The 17512-nt window shown below is 55.3% G+C and carries 17 protein-coding genes and 1 pseudogene; 6 read left to right on the top strand and 12 right to left on the bottom strand.

Going from position 1 to position 17512, the window contains the following annotated elements:
- Positions 1-7: 7 nt before the first annotated feature.
- From AAER43_RS18410 to rppH, 8 genes are all read right to left on the bottom strand, one after another.
- Positions 8-331, bottom strand: coding sequence for a prepilin-type N-terminal cleavage/methylation domain-containing protein (locus AAER43_RS18410; protein WP_023331216.1), 324 nt, complete (start codon positions 329-331; stop codon positions 8-10).
- Positions 316-717, bottom strand: a complete 402-nt coding sequence (locus AAER43_RS18415) for a DUF2509 family protein (RefSeq protein WP_050862144.1) — start codon at positions 715-717, stop codon at positions 316-318. The genes AAER43_RS18410 and AAER43_RS18415 overlap by 16 nt, the downstream gene beginning before the upstream one ends.
- On the bottom strand, positions 714-1274 hold the full coding sequence (locus AAER43_RS18420; protein ID WP_050862145.1) for a prepilin peptidase-dependent protein: 561 nt from the start codon (positions 1272-1274) through the stop codon (positions 714-716). Before AAER43_RS18420 ends, AAER43_RS18415 begins: the two co-directional genes overlap by 4 nt.
- Positions 1268-1729 (bottom strand): prepilin peptidase-dependent protein, encoded by a 462-nt coding sequence (locus tag AAER43_RS18425; protein WP_023331219.1) that lies wholly within the window; start codon positions 1727-1729, stop codon positions 1268-1270. Before AAER43_RS18425 ends, AAER43_RS18420 begins: the two co-directional genes overlap by 7 nt.
- 184 nt (positions 1730-1913) lie before the next feature.
- Positions 1914-2708, bottom strand: coding sequence for a thymidylate synthase (gene thyA, locus AAER43_RS18430; protein ID WP_014885081.1), 795 nt, complete (start codon positions 2706-2708; stop codon positions 1914-1916).
- 6 nt (positions 2709-2714) lie between these two features.
- Entirely contained in the window at positions 2715-3590 is an 876-nt protein-coding gene (lgt, locus tag AAER43_RS18435; protein WP_014885082.1) for a prolipoprotein diacylglyceryl transferase, read from the bottom strand.
- A gap of 194 nt (positions 3591-3784) precedes the next feature.
- A complete protein-coding gene (gene ptsP, locus AAER43_RS18440) occupies positions 3785-6031 on the bottom strand; it encodes a phosphoenolpyruvate--protein phosphotransferase (RefSeq protein WP_014885083.1) in 2247 nt (748 codons plus the stop codon).
- A 12-nt stretch (positions 6032-6043) separates the two neighbouring features.
- Positions 6044-6574: an RNA pyrophosphohydrolase gene (gene rppH, locus AAER43_RS18445; RefSeq protein WP_013098553.1), complete on the bottom strand. Its 531-nt coding sequence runs from the start codon at positions 6572-6574 to the stop codon at positions 6044-6046.
- Positions 6575-7037: 463 nt separating this feature from the next.
- Here rppH and AAER43_RS18450 point away from each other — a divergent pair.
- From AAER43_RS18450 to AAER43_RS18465, 4 genes and pseudogenes are all read left to right on the top strand, one after another.
- Positions 7038-7103 (top strand): annotated as a pseudogene (locus tag AAER43_RS18450) (hypothetical protein); the annotation flags it as partial.
- A gap of 154 nt (positions 7104-7257) precedes the next feature.
- A complete protein-coding gene (mutH, locus tag AAER43_RS18455; protein WP_014885084.1) occupies positions 7258-7950 on the top strand; it encodes a DNA mismatch repair endonuclease MutH in 693 nt (230 codons plus the stop codon).
- Between the two features lie 128 nt (positions 7951-8078).
- A complete protein-coding gene (locus tag AAER43_RS18460) occupies positions 8079-8297 on the top strand; it encodes a YgdI/YgdR family lipoprotein (RefSeq protein ID WP_014885085.1) in 219 nt (72 codons plus the stop codon).
- A 131-nt stretch (positions 8298-8428) separates the two neighbouring features.
- Positions 8429-9469, top strand: a complete 1041-nt coding sequence (locus AAER43_RS18465; protein WP_014885086.1) for an NADP(H)-dependent aldo-keto reductase — start codon at positions 8429-8431, stop codon at positions 9467-9469.
- A 94-nt stretch (positions 9470-9563) separates the two neighbouring features.
- On the opposite strand, the gene lplT is transcribed toward AAER43_RS18465, so the two are convergent.
- Together lplT and aas are read right to left on the bottom strand one after the other, a co-directional pair.
- Positions 9564-10757, bottom strand: a complete 1194-nt coding sequence (gene lplT, locus AAER43_RS18470) for a lysophospholipid transporter LplT (protein WP_045269593.1) — start codon at positions 10755-10757, stop codon at positions 9564-9566.
- Complete coding sequence (gene aas, locus AAER43_RS18475) at positions 10750-12909, bottom strand: bifunctional acyl-ACP--phospholipid O-acyltransferase/long-chain-fatty-acid--ACP ligase (RefSeq protein WP_023331223.1); 2160 nt, start codon at positions 12907-12909, stop codon at positions 10750-10752. Before aas ends, lplT begins: the two co-directional genes overlap by 8 nt.
- Positions 12910-13533: 624 nt before the next feature.
- Between aas and galR the strand changes: the two genes are divergently transcribed.
- On the top strand, positions 13534-14550 hold the full coding sequence (gene galR, locus AAER43_RS18480) for an HTH-type transcriptional regulator GalR (RefSeq protein WP_014885089.1): 1017 nt from the start codon (positions 13534-13536) through the stop codon (positions 14548-14550).
- On the opposite strand, the gene AAER43_RS18485 is transcribed toward galR, so the two are convergent.
- On the bottom strand, positions 14511-14996 hold the full coding sequence (locus AAER43_RS18485) for a GNAT family N-acetyltransferase (RefSeq protein ID WP_014885090.1): 486 nt from the start codon (positions 14994-14996) through the stop codon (positions 14511-14513). The genes galR and AAER43_RS18485 overlap by 40 nt on opposite strands.
- A gap of 221 nt (positions 14997-15217) precedes the next feature.
- On the opposite strand from AAER43_RS18485, the gene AAER43_RS18490 reads away from it, so the two are divergent.
- Entirely contained in the window at positions 15218-16255 is a 1038-nt protein-coding gene (locus AAER43_RS18490) for a LacI family DNA-binding transcriptional regulator (protein ID WP_014885091.1), read from the top strand.
- On the opposite strand, the gene lysA is transcribed toward AAER43_RS18490, so the two are convergent.
- Entirely contained in the window at positions 16225-17487 is a 1263-nt protein-coding gene (gene lysA, locus AAER43_RS18495) for a diaminopimelate decarboxylase (protein WP_014885092.1), read from the bottom strand. The genes AAER43_RS18490 and lysA overlap by 31 nt on opposite strands.
- Positions 17488-17512 lie beyond the last annotated feature (25 nt).

Genomic DNA, 17512 nt, shown 5'->3' on the forward strand with positions numbered 1-17512 from the left:
CTCCCGACTACTGGCTAACAGGGCAATGCAGACGCGTTATCTCACCGCGCCGCCCCAGAGGCGAAAAAAGTGTAACCGTGATGCTGACACATCCTGAGTGCGTTGTCTGCACCCGACTCACCTGCCAGCCTGCGGGCAGCGCAGTCGTTGAGAGCTGAGCCTGGTTCCAGGCATAATGCCAGAGCTGGCGGTACTGGTTAAACAGGGTAAACCGCGCCGCCAGTGCCCTGTGATAACCGGCCAGTGCGGTTACGATCATCACCAGCAGCATCATCGCCAGCAGAACCTCAACCATGCTAAATCCTTTCTCTTTGTTTACGGTAGCTGGCATAACGCGCGCTCCTTAAGGGGACAAAAATCACTCCAGCCGTGGGGTGAAAAGTGAATTTTACCGTCGATTATCTCTCCTGAGCGCCAGAGCAGCAGGTCATTGCCTCCGGCAATCAGCAGCACACTCGTCTCACTCAGCCGCCGTAAACACACTCGCCACGCTGATGCCTGTTTGCACTGCGCCAGAGGCGCCGATGACCAACGCTGAACGCGTCCCCACTCAAGCGCAGATTGCACCGCGGCCTGCTGCTGAAATGAACGGCTTTCTCCGCCAACGAGCGCACTAAACGTAGTGAGTTGCTGGTTGAGACCGGTGAGGATCAGGGTACCAAGCACCAGTAAAAGCAGAACCAGCGCCAGGGAAGACATTCCACGTTGACGGTTCACAAGTTGTACCCCGTGACCGTATACACCGCCTGATAAGGCTTCCCCTGCTCGCCCTTGCGGATAGCGACCAGTTCGATAGTGAACTCAGGCGCAAACCTGGCGTGTTCAACTTTTCTCACCATAAAGTGCGTGATCACCAGCCTGTCCGGATCCGTGAGCTTTTCCCATCCTTTGCCTTCACACGAGGTTGCACCACGCAGGGTTTCCAGTGCACCCGACTCCAGACGAAAACCGGTGCTGTCGTTTTCTGATGCACTGTTATCCCAGCTGCCGTTACTGTTGGCATCCCATCGCACAATGACACAGCTACCTTGCCTGCCCGTTAACAACCCTTGTCCCGGGCAGTTACCCGCACAGTAGCCTGCCCGCTGGAGCTGTTTGCCGAGGGAAAACAGTCTCTGCCAGACCTCCTCTTCCTGTTCTCGCTGGCCGGATTGCAGTAACACCGCTCGCTGCAAACCGGGTAAAAAGCGCGATGCGCCGATCAATAACAGGCTGCTGATGGCCGTCGCAATCAGAACTTCAGTAAGGGAAAATCCCTGCTGACGCTTCAACATTGCCCCCCCTGCGAGACCTGACACATCCTGATGCGCCCTCCATCTGAGACAATAATCAGCCATTCTCCTGCACGGCTTTGCACTCTTATCCGACCTGCCCATGCCGTATCCCTCAATCCATAGAACCCGAGTGACGGCGTTACCTCGCTGACCGCGACTTCTGGCCAGAGTGGAATCAGTGCAAAGGGGCTGCCCTGCTCACAGCCTTTTACGGCAGAACTCACCAGGCATGCCCTTTCCCCCACCTGCTGCAAGGTAATGCGGTGCTCGCGGTTGTACCGGTTGGCATGGTTGCGCAGAAACACCAGGTAGTCGCGCACCTGGCTGGCGGTTTGCCACAGCCGCTGCTGCCCCTGCCAACTGCTCCAGCCGTACAGGCCTGAGGCACTGAGAATGACGACCAGCGACACAGCCACCAGCGTTTCGATAAGCGTAAAACCGTTCTCTTTTTTCATACGGGGAGTGTGGCGATGCGCCGATAAAGTGGCGAGCAGCGAATTAACGTTTTACGAGGCGTTATCCAGGGTATTAAGCGAGTTGCAGCGCGTTGCACGCTTTCTGGATAACGCCTCGGGAAACGGGATAAAGACGAAAAAAAACCGGCGCTAAATAGCCCCGGTTGTGTCACGCTTTACCGCATCAGATAGCGACGGGCGCTTTGATGCCAGGGTGCGGGTCGTAGCCCTCAATCTCAAAATCATCGAAGCGGTAGTCAAAGATTGACGCCGGTTTGCGCTTGATGATGAGCTTCGGCAGCGCGCGCGGTTCGCGGGTCAGCTGGAGATGGGTCTGCTCCATATGGTTGCTGTAGAGATGGGTGTCCCCACCGGTCCAGACAAAATCCCCCACTTCCAGGTCACACTGCTGCGCCATCATATGGACTAACAGCGCATAGCTGGCAATGTTAAACGGCAGGCCGAGGAACACATCACAGGAACGCTGGTAGAGCTGGCAGGAGAGCTTTCCGTCAGCGACGTAGAACTGGAAGAACGCGTGGCACGGTGCCAGCGCCATTTTGTCCAGCTCGCCGACGTTCCAGGCGGAAACAATGATTCGGCGCGAGTCTGGATCGTTTTTCAGCTGGTTCATCACGGTGGTGATCTGGTCAATATGGCGGCCATCAGGCGTTGGCCATGCGCGCCACTGCTTGCCGTAAACCGGGCCCAGGTTGCCGTTTTCATCTGCCCATTCGTCCCAGATGGAGACGTTGTTTTCGTGCAGATACGCAACGTTGGTATCGCCTTGCAGGAACCAGAGCAGTTCATGAATGATCGAGCGCAGATGGCAGCGCTTAGTCGTCACCAGAGGGAAGCCTTCCTGTAAATTGAAGCGCATCTGGTGGCCAAAAATGGAGAGCGTACCGGTGCCGGTACGGTCGTTTTTCGGCGTGCCCTCATCGAGCACTTTTTTCATCAATTCAAGATACTGTTTCATGGTTCCTCAGGAAAGTTGTTGCTGTGGACGACGACGATACGCCCAAATCATCATAATGGCACCCGCGACAATCATCGGAATGGAGAGGATCTGCCCCATGCTGATGTACTGTACCCATTCACCGGTGAACTGTGCATCCGGCTGGCGGAAGAATTCAACAATGATGCGGAACGCGCCGTAGCCAATCAGGAACAGGCCGGAGACAGACCCCATCGGGCGCGGTTTGCGAATAAACAGGTTCAGGATGATGAACAGCACGACGCCTTCCAGTGCCAGCTCATAAAGCTGGGACATATGACGCGGCAGCACGCCGTAGGTATCGAAAATGGATTGCCACTCTGGATGCGACGGCAGCAACGCCATGTCTTCTGCACGCGAGCCGGGGAACAGCATGGTGAAAGAGACGCTCGGGTCAACACGCCCCCACAGCTCACCGTTGATAAAGTTGCCCAGACGGCCAGCCCCCAGCCCAAATGGGATCAGTGGTGCGATAAAATCTGATACCTGGAAGAAGTTGCGTTTGGTGCGTTTGGCAAAAATCACCATCACCAGGATCACCCCAATCAGGCCGCCGTGGAAGGACATGCCGCCGTCCCAGACGCGGAACAGGTAGAGGGGATCGTTCAGGAATACCGGGAGGTTATAGAACAGCACATACCCAATACGGCCACCGAGGAACACGCCGAGGAAGCCCGCGTACAGCAGGTTTTCCACTTCGTTTTTGGTCCAGCCGCTGCCAGGACGGCTGGCGCGACGACCAGCAAGCCACATGGCAAAAATGAAGCCCACCAGGTACATCAAACCGTACCAGTGAAGCGAAACAGGTCCTACTGAGAAAATGACCGGATCAAATTCCGGAAAATGCAGATAACCACTGTTCATCTGTCACCACAAGATGTTGTTATTCCGCTGAAAGTGGACAGCGGTAGAAATGCGATTCTGCCTTAAGCAGAGGCTCCAAAGTTGCGAATCATAGCATAAGGCGGGCGTGGAGGATGCGCCAGAGATGTAAAAGATGTGTATAGGGTTTTATCCGCACTGGTGCCCTCTCACCACAGGGAGAGGGAATAAGAGGATTAGCGGCCGCCGCGAATCAGGCCACCCATACCGCGTCGTTCCATAAACGCCGCCACCTGGTGCCGTACCTCCGCGGACAGCTGCGCTTCAAGACTGCGCTCAGCCAGCTCGCGAGCATCATTGATGTCGATATGTCGCAACAAATACTTCACGCGTGCGACGGCACGGCCGTTCATCGACAGGTGGCGATACCCCAGACCAATCAGGATCGCGACGCACATTGAATCCCCGGCCATTTCGCCGCACAGGCGTAAATCAATGCCGTACTGCTCCGCCTCACGGGCAATCATCGCTAACGCGCGAATGATCGCCGGATGCAGACTGTCGTAGATACTGGCGACGCGGGTGTTGTTACGATCGACGGCCAGAATATATTGCGTCAGGTCGTTCGTACCGACAGAGATAAAATCAACGCGGTTAGCCAGCTGCGGCAACATAAAGACCATCGATGGCACTTCGAGCATGACACCGATCCGTGGTTTAGGGATCGCATAGCCAATCATCTCTTCCACTTCCCGGCCAGCACGTTCAATCAGGCGCCGCGCTTCGTCGATCTCATCAATACTGGTCACCATCGGCAGTAAGATGCTGAGATTTCCCGTCGCCGCGTTGGCGCGCAGCATGGCGCGCACCTGGATCAGAAAGATCTCCGGCTGATCGAGCGTAATACGGATCCCGCGCCAGCCCAGGCATGGGTTCTCTTCGCTGATCGGCATATACGGCAGCTGTTTATCCGCCCCGACGTCCAGGGTACGCAGGGTGACGGGCTTGTCGTTAAACATCTGCAACATGCCCTGATACTGCGCCACCTGCTCCTCTTCGGACGGGAAACCACTTTGCAACATAAACGGGATTTCAGTGCGGTATAAACCGATGCCGTCGATGCGGCTGCCAAGCTTCTCCTCGTGCTCCGGGCTTAAGCCCGCGTTGAGCATGACTTTGATCCGCTCGCCGCTTTTGAGTTGCGCAGGCAGGTTAACGTCATCTTCCGCCAGCTTGCTTAATTCATTCTCTTCGCTGATGAGACGCTGATATTCCTGAAGCAGAACTGGCTCAGGATCGACCAGCAGTTCACCGCGGTAACCATCAACCACCAGCGTGCGTCGGTGCAGTACCGACGGCTGGATATCCGCCCCCATAACGGTAGGAATACCCAGCGCACGTACCATAATGGCGGCATGTGAGTTGGCGGCACCATCGCGCACCACGACGCCGGCCAGCCGGTCCTGAGGCAGTTCAGCCAGCGTCGTTGCCGAGAGTTCATCGGCAACCAGGACAAACCGTTTTGGCCAGGCATTTGGCCCCTGAATGGTGTCATCCAGATGGAACAGCAGACGTTGGCCCAGCGCGCGTAAATCTCCGGCGCGCTCCTTCAGATAACCGTCAGTTAATACAGCAAACTGTTCAGCAAACTTTTCGATAACCTTTTTAACGGCCCATTCTGCTACCGAACCTTTATCCACCTCGGCAAAAAGCTCACGACGCAAACGCGCGTCTGAGAGCAGGTGCGAATAGAGGTCAAAGATAGCCGCCGTCTCTTTTTGCGCACCTGCCGCAAAGCGTTTGCTGTAGCGACGAAATTCATTCGCCGCCTCTTCCAGGGCCGCGGTAAGACGCTCTCGCTCCAGCGCTTCATCAAGCGTGGAGGCTTCATACACCTGCTCCATTAACGGCAGCGTGGCGTCCATCCAGCCTTCAGCAATCGCCACGCCTGGCGAGGCCGGAAGAGCACGAATACGCGTATGACGATACTGACCAAAAAGCGCAGCAAGCTGAGACTGTGAGAGGATCGCCGCCATCTGTGTGGCAAGCGTAACGAGGAATGACTCTTCGCTTTCATCGTACTGACGCAGCTCACGCTGCTGGACGACCAGAACGCCGAGCAGCTGACGACGCTGGATAATTGGCACACCAAGGAAAGCGCGGAAGCGCTCTTCTTTTACGGAAGGAATGTATTTAAAACTGGGGTGTTTTTGCGCATCGGCAAGGTTGATGGGTTCCGCCAGCCGTCCAACCAGACCGACAATCCCTTCATCGAATGCGAGCGTTACGGTTCGTCCCCGTGGTTTTTTCAAACCACGGGTCGCCATCAGGTAATAGCAGCGCCGATCGTGGTCGGCCAGATACACCGAACAGACCTCGGTCTCCATCGCAAGACAGATGTCAGTAACCAGAATATTCAACGCCTCGTTCAGACGCGGAGCACTGGCCACCTTCTCGACTATTTCTCGCAAGCGGGTGAGCATGATTTGCGTAGCTTAACCTCTTTTACGTCGCCAGGCAGGTGCGCTTTGCGGCTTAGGCGGGATCTCCTGAAGCTGCATAACCACACTTGCAAACTCTTTCATCACCCTACGGTAAACATCGCGTTTAAATGACACGACCTGACGAACAGGATACCAATAGCTTACCCAGCGCCAGCCATCGAACTCCGGCGTACTGCTGGTTTGCATATTGATGTCTGAATCGTTGCCCACCAACTGCAGAAGAAACCACTTCTGTTTCTGGCCGATACAAACCGGCTTTGTGTCCCAACGCACCAAACGTTTCGGTAACTTGTAACGCAACCAGTTGCGGGTCGAGGCCAGGATGCGAACATCTTTACGGCTTAAACCGACCTCTTCAAAAAGCTCCCGGTACATCGCTTGTTCTGGGGACTCTCCCGGATTGATCCCACCTTGCGGGAACTGCCAGGAGTGCTGACCATATCGCCTTGCCCACATGACCTGGCCCTGACGATTACAAATTACTATTCCTACGTTCGGGCGGTAGCCATCGTCATCAATCACCGGACTACCCCAATCTAAACCTTATATATGAATGATTGTTTCACACTACAGGGAGGCGGTAAACCACTCTCTTACAGGCCTGCAACCTAATAACATTTGAATAACTCACAAATAAGGGCAGAGTTATAAACAGAAGTGCAGCTGCGAAGGGAATTTTATTCACCTTTTCTGTGGATATAGTTGTGAAGAAGTGTCTGATTACCCATGAACAACCTGAATCACCGTCAGGCTCCCTCTTTTAATGAAATTATATAAAATTATTATTTTCATATAGTTAAGCATGAAACCATCAACAAAAAAGAGAATAGCGTGACGATCATCACATCAGGGATCATCGTACTGATGAAAGATCGAACAGCGTCGGTTTTATCCACAGATTGTGCCAATAAGTTAAACACAATTTGTCTGAAATTTGGATTTTCGTCGCACGTCAAGGCTGTAAATTGAAACAGTAGTCAGGGTTATGCCCAGTTATCCCACTTTTCTGTGGATAACATGGTGTAAGATCCTGTTTATTGTCAGTGACCAGATTTGAACAACCCATTTTACGTTTCAGATCTGGTGCTAAATTTTCGATAAAAAAACCTATAAATCATAGACATGGAATATTGGTACAGAAAAAGTTAAACTCTATCCACAAGGGACAATTTCTTCGTTTATTTTTTAATCAAAAGGTTACCTTCATGCATCCGCTTACCCCCTTGCTCACACCGCCGTCAAGCGAGCGTCAGTTGCTGCAGCAGGCTCAGCGTCTGGCGGGTTTCTCGCTGGGCGAACTGGCGGCGATGGCAGGGCTTCCGATCCCGAAGGATCTGAAACGAGATAAAGGCTGGATCGGCATGCTGCTGGAACTGTGGCTGGGTGCCAGCGCCGGGAGCAAACCAGAGCAAGATTTTGCCGCCCTTGGCGTAGAGTTAAAAACCATTCCCATCGACAGCCAGGGCAAGCCTCTGGAGACCACGTTTGTCTGCGTTGCGCCTTTGACCGGTAATACCGGCGTGACGTGGGAGACCAGCCACGTGCGCCATAAGCTGAAGCGCGTGCTGTGGGTTCCGGTTGAAGGTGAACGTCAGATCCCACTGGCTGAGCGTCGCGTTGGCGCGCCGCTGCTCTGGAGCCCGGATGAAGAGGAAGAGCATCAGCTGCGTCTGGACTGGGAAGAGCTGATGGACATGATCGTGCTCGGGCAGGTGGAGCGCATCACCGCCCGACACGGAGAAGTGTTACAGCTGCGCCCAAAGGCGGCTAACAGCAAAGCGCTGACCGAGGCGATCGGCGCAATGGGCGAGCCGATACTGACGTTGCCGCGCGGTTTTTATCTCAAAAAGAATTTCACCGGCGCACTGCTTGCTCGTCATTTCTTACTAAAAACATAGTTTTTTACTTATTTTGCGAGCTAACAAACATAATCGCCTGGTTTTTAAGATTTTACTGCTTCTCCCTGTTTTCATAACGGGTTAATACTACACTATGATTTGATACGAGCCAGATGAGGACGATAACGATGAAAAAATGGGCGGTGTTAATTTCAGCAGTCGGGTTGGCGTTTGCTGTATCGGGCTGTAGCAGCGATTACGTTATGGCGACAAAAGATGGCCGGATGATCCTGACCGACGGCAAACCCGAAGTCGACGACGATACCGGTCTGGTCAGCTACCACGACCAGGCAGGCAATAAAATGCAGATCAATCGCGACGAAGTTTCGCAAATTATTGAGCGATAACAGTCAGAGGTCAGTAGCGTACTGGCCTTTTTGATTTTTTTCTTCCCCTTTTGCTTCCCCTCTGCCATGTTTATATTCCTTTGTCGGGAGGTTCCTGACGCGGTCTACATGTCTATTGAAGGAAGCCGGCTATGCATTATCACCGTATCCCCCACAGCGCTCTGGAGATAAGTCAACTGGGGTTGGGCACGATGACATTTGGTGAACAAAACAGCGAAGCCGATGCCCATGCACAACTCGATTATGCCGTCAGCCAGGGCATTAACCTGATTGATGTCGCAGAGATGTACCCTGTGCCGCCACGCCCTGAAACCCAGGGACTTACCGAAACCTACGTCGGTAACTGGCTGGCAAAACGCGGCAACCGTGAAAAGCTGGTTATCGCCTCGAAAGTCAGCGGCCCCTCGCGCAATAACGATGCCGGGATCCGCCCAAACCAAATCCTCGATCGCAAAAATATCCGCGCCGCGCTGGATGCCAGCCTGAAGCGCCTGCAAACCGACTATCTTGATCTGTACCAGGTCCACTGGCCACAGCGTCCAACCAACTGTTTCGGTAAGCTTGGCTACAGCTGGAATGAGAGCGCTCCCGCCGTTACGCTGCTGGAAACGCTGGAAGCGCTGACCGAATGCCAGCGCGCGGGGAAAATCCGCTACATTGGCGTGTCTAACGAAACGGCCTTTGGCGTGATGCGCTATCTGCACCTGGCGGATAAACACGATCTGCCGCGCATCGTCACCATTCAAAACCCCTACAGCCTGCTTAACCGCAGCTACGAAGTTGGCCTGGCGGAAGTGACACAATATGAAGAGGTGGAACTGCTCGCCTATTCCTGCCTCGGTTTTGGCACGCTGACGGGGAAATACCTGAACGGCGCAAAACCGGCCGGGGCGCGTAATACCCTCTTTAGCCGCTTTACCCGCTACAGCGGCGAGCAGACACAGAAAGCCGTTGCGGCCTATGTGGATATCGCAAAGCGTCACGGTCTTGACCCCGCACAGATGGCGCTGGCCTTCGTGCGCCGTCAGCCGTTTGTGGCCAGTACTCTGCTGGGGGCAACCACACTGGAACAGCTGAAAACCAATATTGAGAGTTTCCATCTGGACCTGAGTGAAGAGGTATTAGCGGAGATTGAAGCGGTGCATCAGGTTTATACGTATCCTGCACCGTAGCCCGATGCTTTTGCCCGGTGGCGCTCCGCTTACCGGGCCTACAAGTGCACAAACGTAGGCCGGGTAAGGCGAAGCCGCCACCCGGCTATATTTATCAACGGCGACGCTGCCAAAGCCATAATGCGGCAATCGCCAGCGCAAACAGCGCACCAAACCCGACGCCAATTCCCACCACTGGCACACCGACTTTCACCGCCAGCGAGTAGAGCCCCAGCATTAACAGCATCGCCAGGTTTTCACCCAGATTTTGCACCGCAATGGCATTTCCCGCCCCAACAGTCTGCTTGCCGCGCTCCTGCAGTAACGCGTTGAGCGGTACCACGAAGAAACCACCCAGAATACCAATCAGGATCAGCAGAACATAAGCAGGCAATAACGCATGCTGTAGCGAGAAAAGGAGCACCGCGACGCCAATGAGGATCCCCGCAGGCATGCAGCGTGCCACCGTTTCGAGCGTCACCAGCTTCGCCGCCGCGCCCGCGCCAACAACAATGCCGATCGCCACCATCGCGTTAAGATAGGTCGGCGTCGCATTGTCGGTAATGCCCAGCGCCACCGGCACCCACAGCACCAGCAGGAAGCGCAGCGTGACGCCTGCACCCCAGAACATACTGGTGCCCATCAGAGAGAAACGTGTTTCACCGTTACGCCAGAGCACGCGGCAGGCATTAAAGAAACTGCCGGTCATCGGTTTGAAGCGCCAGGATTGTCCCGGACGGGCTACCGGCAGCTTCGGAATGAACAGGTTAGCCACGACCGCACCGCCATACACCACCGCACAAACGCCCAGCGCCGCCAGGACATGCCAGTCGGCCAGTACACCGCCCGCGACGGAGCCGAGCAGGATAGCGGCGATAGTAGACGACTCCATCAGGCCGTTGGCTTTCACCAGCTTATCACCCGTGGTCAGCTCTCCGAGGATGCCATATTTCGCCGGTGAGTAGGCGGCAGCACCAATGCCCACCAGCGTGTAGCCAATAAACGGATTGAAACCAAAGCAAATGCTGGCGGCCCCCAGCAGCTTCAGACCGTTAGCAAACATCATCACCCGGCCTTTCGGGAAACTGTCCGCCACCTGCCCCACAAACGGCGCGAAGATAATGTAAGCGCCCACAAACACCATCTGCAGGATCGGCTGGCTCCAGTCAGGGTAAAACTCGGCCTTCAGCAGCGCCAGGGTGGCAAACAACAGCGCGTTATCGCCGAACGCAGAGAGAAACTGTGCGGCAATCACTGCCATCATGCCTTTTGACCTAAGCGATGTGTTAGTGTGCACTGACTCACGCATTTTGCTGTTCCGCCTCTTCAACCATGCCTTTCAGGGTCACAAAGTCAGGCTTACCGCTACCCAGTACCGGAAGGTGTTTCAGGTAACGAATATCGCGCGGTACCGCCAGCTCGGGAATGCCATGCTCACGCGCATGGCTAAGTAACCTGTCGCGCTTCAGCTCACTGTCGGTGGTAAACAGGACCAGCGCCTCGCCTTTGCTGGCATCACTCTTCACCACCGTCGCGTGCATCTTATCCGCGGACACCGCCGTCGCCAGCTGCTCAACCATCTCCAGAGAGACCATTTCACCGGCGATTTTGGCGAAGCGTTTTGCACGCCCCTGAATCTGCACAAAGCCCTGCTCGTCGAAGCGAACGATATCACCGGTGTCGTACCAGCCGGTTTCGACCTCACCGTTCACGTTTTCCGCCGTTGGCGCTTCCAGCACGCCCGGGTTTTCCACGCGCAGGTAACCGTTCATCACGTTTGGTCCTTTCAGCTGCAGGCGGCCACCGTCCTCAATGCCCGGTACCGCCAGCAGACGCGCATCCATTCCCGGCAGAATTCGGCCAACCGTACCCGGCTTCGCCGCCATCGGCACGTTGATGGAGACGACGGGTGCGCACTCCGTAACGCCATAGCCTTCAAGAATGCGCAGGCCAAACTTGTCCTGCCAGATCTGACGCGTGCTCTCCTGCAGTTTTTCCGCCCCCGCCACCACATAACGCACACGATAGAAATCATATGGATTAGCGAAACGCGCATAGTTACCCAGGAAGGTTGAGGTCCCAAACAGGACGGTGCAGTTACGGTCATACACCAGCTCCGGCACAATGCGGTAATGCAGCGGGCTGGGATAGAGGAACACTTCTGCGCCGGTCAGCAGCGGCGTAAACAGCCCCACCGTCAGACCAAAGGAGTGGAACAGCGGCAGCGCAGACATAAAACGGTCACTGGCGGTAAAGTCAGCAATGCTTTTGATCTGTTCAACGTTCGCGAGAATACTCTTGTGGCTGTGGACGACGCCTTTCGGGTTGCCTTCCGAACCGGAGGTAAAGAGGATAATCGCGTCATCTTCCGGCTGCTGTTTAACCTGTGCCAGGTGGGGCATCAGCAGGTGAGCGAAAATCCACAGCTTGTCGCCCGTCGTCACGTCCGCCTTCAGATCTTCCAGGAAGACCCAGCGAACCTGAGTCAGCTGCTCCGGCAGATGCCACAGCTTGCCTTTATCCAGGAACTGGCGAGAGGTAAAAACGGTGTTGATTTGGGCCGCAGTGATGGCACTGGTCAGCCCTTTTACACCCGCCGTGTAGTTCATCATTGCCGGAATACGGCCGCGGGACACCGCACCAAAAATCACCGCTGCGCTGATGCCCGCGTTAGGCAGCATCAGGCCAATCTTTTCACCCTTCTTACTGTATTTTTCAAGAATGCGGCCCACAAACAGGGTCTTGGTCAGCAGTTTGCGATATGTGTCAGGCGTGAAATTGATGTCTTCAATACAGTTTTTCCTGGCACCATAGCGATACTGTGCCGAAAGCAGAGATTCATACAGCGTTTCGCGCGGACGAACGGCCATTCGCGCTTCCATCATAATCTGGTGCAGCATTTCTCCGGCAATTTTACGGCGATCGCGGGCACGCGGTGCATCGGGCATCGGTAACGACGTTGGCGGCAGAATATGCAGGGTAATTTTTGGGAACAGACGCTGCTTCACCAGCCCTTTCAGGCGGCTGAAGTGGCTCAGCTCTGCGCCTTCGATACGCAGTGGCACCACGGTCGCTTTTGACTTCGCCGCGACAAATCCCGCGCCGTCATAGATTTTCATTAGCGAGCCGGTCACTGAAATGCGCCCTTCCGGGAAAATGACCACCGGACGCCCCTGCTCAACCAGACGTACCAGATGTTTAATCATCATCGGTTTGGTGGGGTCGAGCGGCACGAAGTCAATCAGCGGCGTGAGCCAGCGCATATACCACTGCTGGCTGATGGAGGTATACACCGCAAACACCGGACGCACGGGCAAAAACAGCGCCAGCAGGATGCCATCGATAAAGGAAACATGATTTGGTGTGATGAGAACGCGTTCGCCGCGAAGCGCCTGGGCATCGCCAGTAACGCGGATGCGAAAAAGAATACGGAAAAGTGTACGGAAGAACCCAAATAGCATCTCAACTCCCTTTGCCAGACAGTGTGGAGGGTTGACAGTAAATGGTGGCAGATTACACGAGAAGTGGTATGGGAGCGACAGCAAAAGTGGAGGCAAAAAAAAACCTGCGCATCCGCGCAGGTTGGTGCAAGAGATGAGTACGAAAACGTACTAAGAATTCTCACCAATCAATACCTCTGGGATCTTGATTGTGGCCGTTGCCCCTGCGCTTCGCCAGCAGGAAAACGCAAGGGAATGAGCCGAAGTGCAACCAGGTGTGAATATTCTCTTTTGCTGTTACAGGTTGAACTATCAGGCAAAAAAAAACCTGCGTAAAAACGCAGGCTGGTGTAAGTCGTGTTAATCAACCGGAGTTGATTCCACCTATCAATACCTCTGGGATCTCGACTCTATCAACCTCTTTAACGTCATCGCCACCGGACAATCGCAACAGCCTGAGGCAAAGTGTAACCAAAGGTTCAGATTCACCGTCTTCTGACATGACTGCGCGTGTAACGATTACACGATCAGGGGTGTTCTGCGTCACGTTTGTAGTGAGGGGAAATCGGTGCCCCTTGAATGCACGCCACTTTTCCGCAACACTATTTGGTGTGTAAACGCTTACCCCTAATAAGAAGGTTATAAATGGCGACAATAAAGGATGTGGCTCGTCTGGCCGGTGTTTCGGTTGCCACCGTCTCCCGCGTGATTAATGATTCCCCCAAAGCCAGCGACGCATCACGCCAGGCGGTACAAAGCGCCATGGAAACCCTGAACTACCACCCCAACGCCAATGCTCGCGCGCTCGCCCAGCAGTCCACTGAAACCATTGGTCTGGTGGTGGGTGATGTCTCCGACCCCTTTTTCGGCGCCATGGTGAAGGCGGTTGAACAGGTCTCTTATCAGACGGGTAACTTTTTACTGATCGGCAATGGCTATCATAATGAGCAAAAAGAGCGCCAGGCGATCGAACAGCTGATCCGCCACCGCTGCGCAGCTCTGGTGGTTCACGCCAAAATGATCCCGGATGCCGAACTGATCCACCTGATGAAGCAGATGCCCGGCATGGTCATCATCAACCGCATTATTCCTGGATTTGAAAAACGCTGTGTGGCTCTCGACGACCGCTACGGCGCCTGGCTTGCGACCCGTCATCTGATTCAACAGGGACATACGCGGATTGGCTATCTCTGTTCCAACCACCCTATTTCTGACGCAGAAGATCGTCTTCAGGGCTACTACGATGCCCTGCGCGAAAACGGTCTGCCCTGTAATGACCGTCTGGTGGCCTATGGTGAACCGGATGAGAGCGGTGGCGAACAGGCTATGACGGAACTGCTGGGCCGCGGACGGAACTTCACGGCAGTGGCCAGCTATAACGACTCGATGGCCGCTGGCGCAATGGGGGTATTGAATGATAACGGGATTGAGGTCCCGGCAGAAATCTCGCTGATTGGCTTTGATGATGTGCTGGTCTCTCGCTATGTGCGCCCGCGCCTGACCACCGTGCGTTACCCTATCATCACGATGGCCACACAGGCTGCCGAGCTGGCGTTAGCACTGGCCGAGCAACGCCAGCCACCGGAAATTACCCATCTCTTCAGCCCAACCTTAGTGCGCCGTCACTCCGTTGCGTCGCCTGCTGAAGCGCAAAGCGAATAACGGTACAGATGTACCGTTTTATCGGGATACTCCAGCCCATCGCCAATGTACTGCCAGCCGTAACGTTCATAGAAGTCACGGCAGGCAGACCAGAGATGGAGTTCGTCGTATCCGGCCTGTGCGGCAAAGGCGATAACGTGTTGCTGTAACTTACCTGCCAGTCCCTTACCGCGCGCCGCCTCATCAACGTAGAGCGCCGCCAGCCACGGACAGAGATCCTGTCGGGTAATCAAATCGCAGCGCCAGAGGCCCACCGTGCCGAGAAGCTGTTGGTCTTCTAAAGCGATAAACGTCAACGGCAGTGCCCCCGGCGCCTGGCTGTGCTCAACGATGCTGTGGAAAAATGCCCGTGGGAGCCCCTCGCCAAACGCCTGCCATATCCAGTCGGTAACCTGCTCCGCATACTGCGGGGCTTCATAAAGCGGGAGGATGACACTCTTTTTCACGTTTCACCTGGGTGTTCTTATTAATGGGCTAGGCTGACGCCTCCAGCCCGGTTTGTCGATTATTTTACCAGAGTCAGACTATTACGTTTTACTTCTGAGGGGCCAGGCGAATCGTTACCAAAAAGCGTGATCGTGGCAGAAGTTTTGCCCTTCCCGCATCGCTTATACGCCGTCAGGTCTGTGTTAAACTGCAGGGCATTACGTGGAAGCAGGAATGTAGAATGGCAACAATGCTGGATGTCTCACTGCGTGCGGGCGTGTCGAAGGCTACCGTCTCGCGCGTGCTGAACGGCACGGGTCAGGTTAAAGAGAGTACGCGTCAGCAGGTCTTTGCTGCGATGGAAGAGCTGGGCTACCGCCCCAACTTTCTCGCGCGCTCACTGGCTAACCAGACCAGCAACAGCATTGGTCTGGTCGTCTCCACCTTCGACGGCTTTTATTTTGGGCGCCTTCTGCAGCAGGCGTCGCGGCAGACCGAAACCCACGGCAAACAGCTGATCGTCACCGACGGTCACGACGCGCCGGAACAGGAAGAACAGGCAGTGCAAATGCTGGCCGATCGTCAGTGTGATGCCATCGTGCTTTACACGCGCTATATGAGCGAAAAGGCGATCATCAAACTGATGAATACCGTGCAAACGCCGCTGGTGGTCATCAACCGTGAAGTCAGTCAGGCTCCGGATCGCTGCGTGTTCTTCGAACAGCAGGATGCCGCATTTAAAGCAGTGGATTACCTGATCAATCAGGGCCATCGGGAGATCGCCTGTATTACCGTCCCTATCCACACGCCCACGGGTAAAGCGCGGCTGATGGGTTATCGCAAAGCGCTGGAAAAGCACGGTATTCGCCTGGACGAGCGTCGAATTAAGTACGGTGATGCCGGAATGACGAGAGGCTATGAGCTGTGCAAGGAGCTGATTGCCGACGGCGTGCCGTTTAGCGCCCTGTTTGCCTGTAACGATGATATGGCACTGGGTGCGTCCAAAGCATTGCACCAGGCAGGACTCAAGATCCCGCAGGATATCTCCCTGTTCGGTTTTGACGATGCCCCAAGCGCGAAGTGGCTGGAGCCTGCGCTTTCATCGGTTTATCTGCCAATAGATAACATGATTATTACGGCCATCGATCAGGCGATCCGGCTGGCAAAAAACCAGCCGGTCGATGCGATCCCGCCGTTTACCGGCACGCTGGTATTACGCGATTCGGTCACCACCGGGCCGTACTTTACTCAGATGAGTTCTAAAGCCAGCAGTTCCTGAATGGTCTGACGACGACGGATCAACTGCGCTTTGCCGTTATCAAATAGTACTTCCGGCAGCAGCGGGCGGCTGTTGTAGTTCGAGGACATCGACGCCCCGTACGCCCCGGTGTCGTGCAGCACCAGGTAATCGCCCGGCTTCACCTCTGGCAGCGCGCGGGTTTCCACTTTTCCACCTTCCTGCTGAGTGAATACGTCCCCCGATTCACACAGCGGGCCTGCGACAACCGTCTCGCGGCGCGGCGCATGCGTTAAATCGCGGCCATCAGCGGCCAGCGCGGTAATGTGATGATAGCTGCCGTACATCGATGGACGCATCAGGTCGTTAAAGCCCGCGTCAATCAATACGAAGTGGCGGGAGCCCATCTCTTTGACGCTGCGTACCTGCGCCACCAGCACACCGGCTTCGGCCACCAGGAAACGACCCGGCTCAATTTCCAGCTTCACGGCATGACCGAGATGGGCGGCGATTTGGTCACGCGCGGCGCTCCACAGGCCGTAATAGTGATCGGTGTCGATCGCCTCCTCTCCTTCGCGGTAAGGAATGGAAAGCCCGCCCCCGGCGGAGATCGCCTCAAGATCCTGGCCAAAATCGACAACCTGGCGCACCATCGCTCCGCAAACCTGCTCCAGATGGCCGTAATCCACGCCAGAGCCAATGTGCATGTGAATACCCACCAGCTTCAGGTTGTAACGCTGCAACACGTCAAGCGCGGCAGGCATGTCGGCATACCAGATGCCGTGCTTGCTGTTTTCGCCGCCGGTGTTCGTTTTTTGGCTATGACCGTGACCGAAACCCGGATTCACACGCAGCCAGACGCGATGACCAGGTGAAACCTGACCCAGCTGCTCCAGCATATCCACCGAACCGGCATTCACCGGCACCTGTAGTTCATGCACGCGCGCCAGCGTGGCGTCGTCAATCAGATCCGCAGTAAAGACAATCGCGTCTGGATCGGTTTTCGGATCAAATCCGGCCGCCAGCGCACGTTCGATTTCACCCAGCGAGACAGAGTCAACCTTGACCCCCTGCTCACGCATCAGGCGCAGGATGTGAATATTGGAGCAGGCCTTCTGGGCAAAACGCACCACGTCAAACTGATGCAGGGCCGCGATCTTCTCGCGAACGATCTGCGCGTCGTAGACCCACACCGGGCAACCAAACTCGGCGGGCAGGCGCAGCAGATTTTCGGCATTTAAATCGGTATCAGTTTGATTGAGCGGGCGTGGCATGGTCTTCTCCGGATAAATTCATTTT

Origin of the sequence: Enterobacter sp. FUJ80071, assembly GCF_038739915.1 — a bacterium.
In the GTDB taxonomy this organism is placed as follows: Bacteria; Pseudomonadota; Gammaproteobacteria; order Enterobacterales; family Enterobacteriaceae; genus Enterobacter; species Enterobacter kobei.

Bases quoted from the DNA above. Each gene is read 5' to 3' on its own strand.
- AAER43_RS18410 (WP_023331216.1), bottom strand. From the start codon at position 331: ATGCCAGCTACCGTAAACAAAGAGAAAGGATTTAGCATGGTTGAGGTT.
- AAER43_RS18420 (WP_050862145.1), bottom strand. From the start codon at position 1,274: ATGTTGAAGCGTCAGCAGGGATTTTCCCTTACTGAAGTTCTGATTGCG.
- AAER43_RS18425 (WP_023331219.1), bottom strand. From the start codon at position 1,729: ATGAAAAAAGAGAACGGTTTTACGCTTATCGAAACGCTGGTGGCTGTG.
- thyA (WP_014885081.1), bottom strand. From the start codon at position 2,708: ATGAAACAGTATCTTGAATTGATGAAAAAAGTGCTCGATGAGGGCACG.
- lgt (WP_014885082.1), bottom strand. From the start codon at position 3,590: ATGAACAGTGGTTATCTGCATTTTCCGGAATTTGATCCGGTCATTTTC.
- ptsP (WP_014885083.1), bottom strand. From the start codon at position 6,031: ATGCTCACCCGCTTGCGAGAAATAGTCGAGAAGGTGGCCAGTGCTCCG.
- mutH (WP_014885084.1), top strand. From the start codon at position 7,258: ATGCATCCGCTTACCCCCTTGCTCACACCGCCGTCAAGCGAGCGTCAG.
- AAER43_RS18460 (WP_014885085.1), top strand. From the start codon at position 8,079: ATGAAAAAATGGGCGGTGTTAATTTCAGCAGTCGGGTTGGCGTTTGCT.
- AAER43_RS18465 (WP_014885086.1), top strand. From the start codon at position 8,429: ATGCATTATCACCGTATCCCCCACAGCGCTCTGGAGATAAGTCAACTG.
- lplT (WP_045269593.1), bottom strand. From the start codon at position 10,757: ATGCGTGAGTCAGTGCACACTAACACATCGCTTAGGTCAAAAGGCATG.
- aas (WP_023331223.1), bottom strand. From the start codon at position 12,909: ATGCTATTTGGGTTCTTCCGTACACTTTTCCGTATTCTTTTTCGCATC.
- galR (WP_014885089.1), top strand. From the start codon at position 13,534: ATGGCGACAATAAAGGATGTGGCTCGTCTGGCCGGTGTTTCGGTTGCC.
- AAER43_RS18490 (WP_014885091.1), top strand. From the start codon at position 15,218: ATGGCAACAATGCTGGATGTCTCACTGCGTGCGGGCGTGTCGAAGGCT.
- lysA (WP_014885092.1), bottom strand. From the start codon at position 17,487: ATGCCACGCCCGCTCAATCAAACTGATACCGATTTAAATGCCGAAAAT.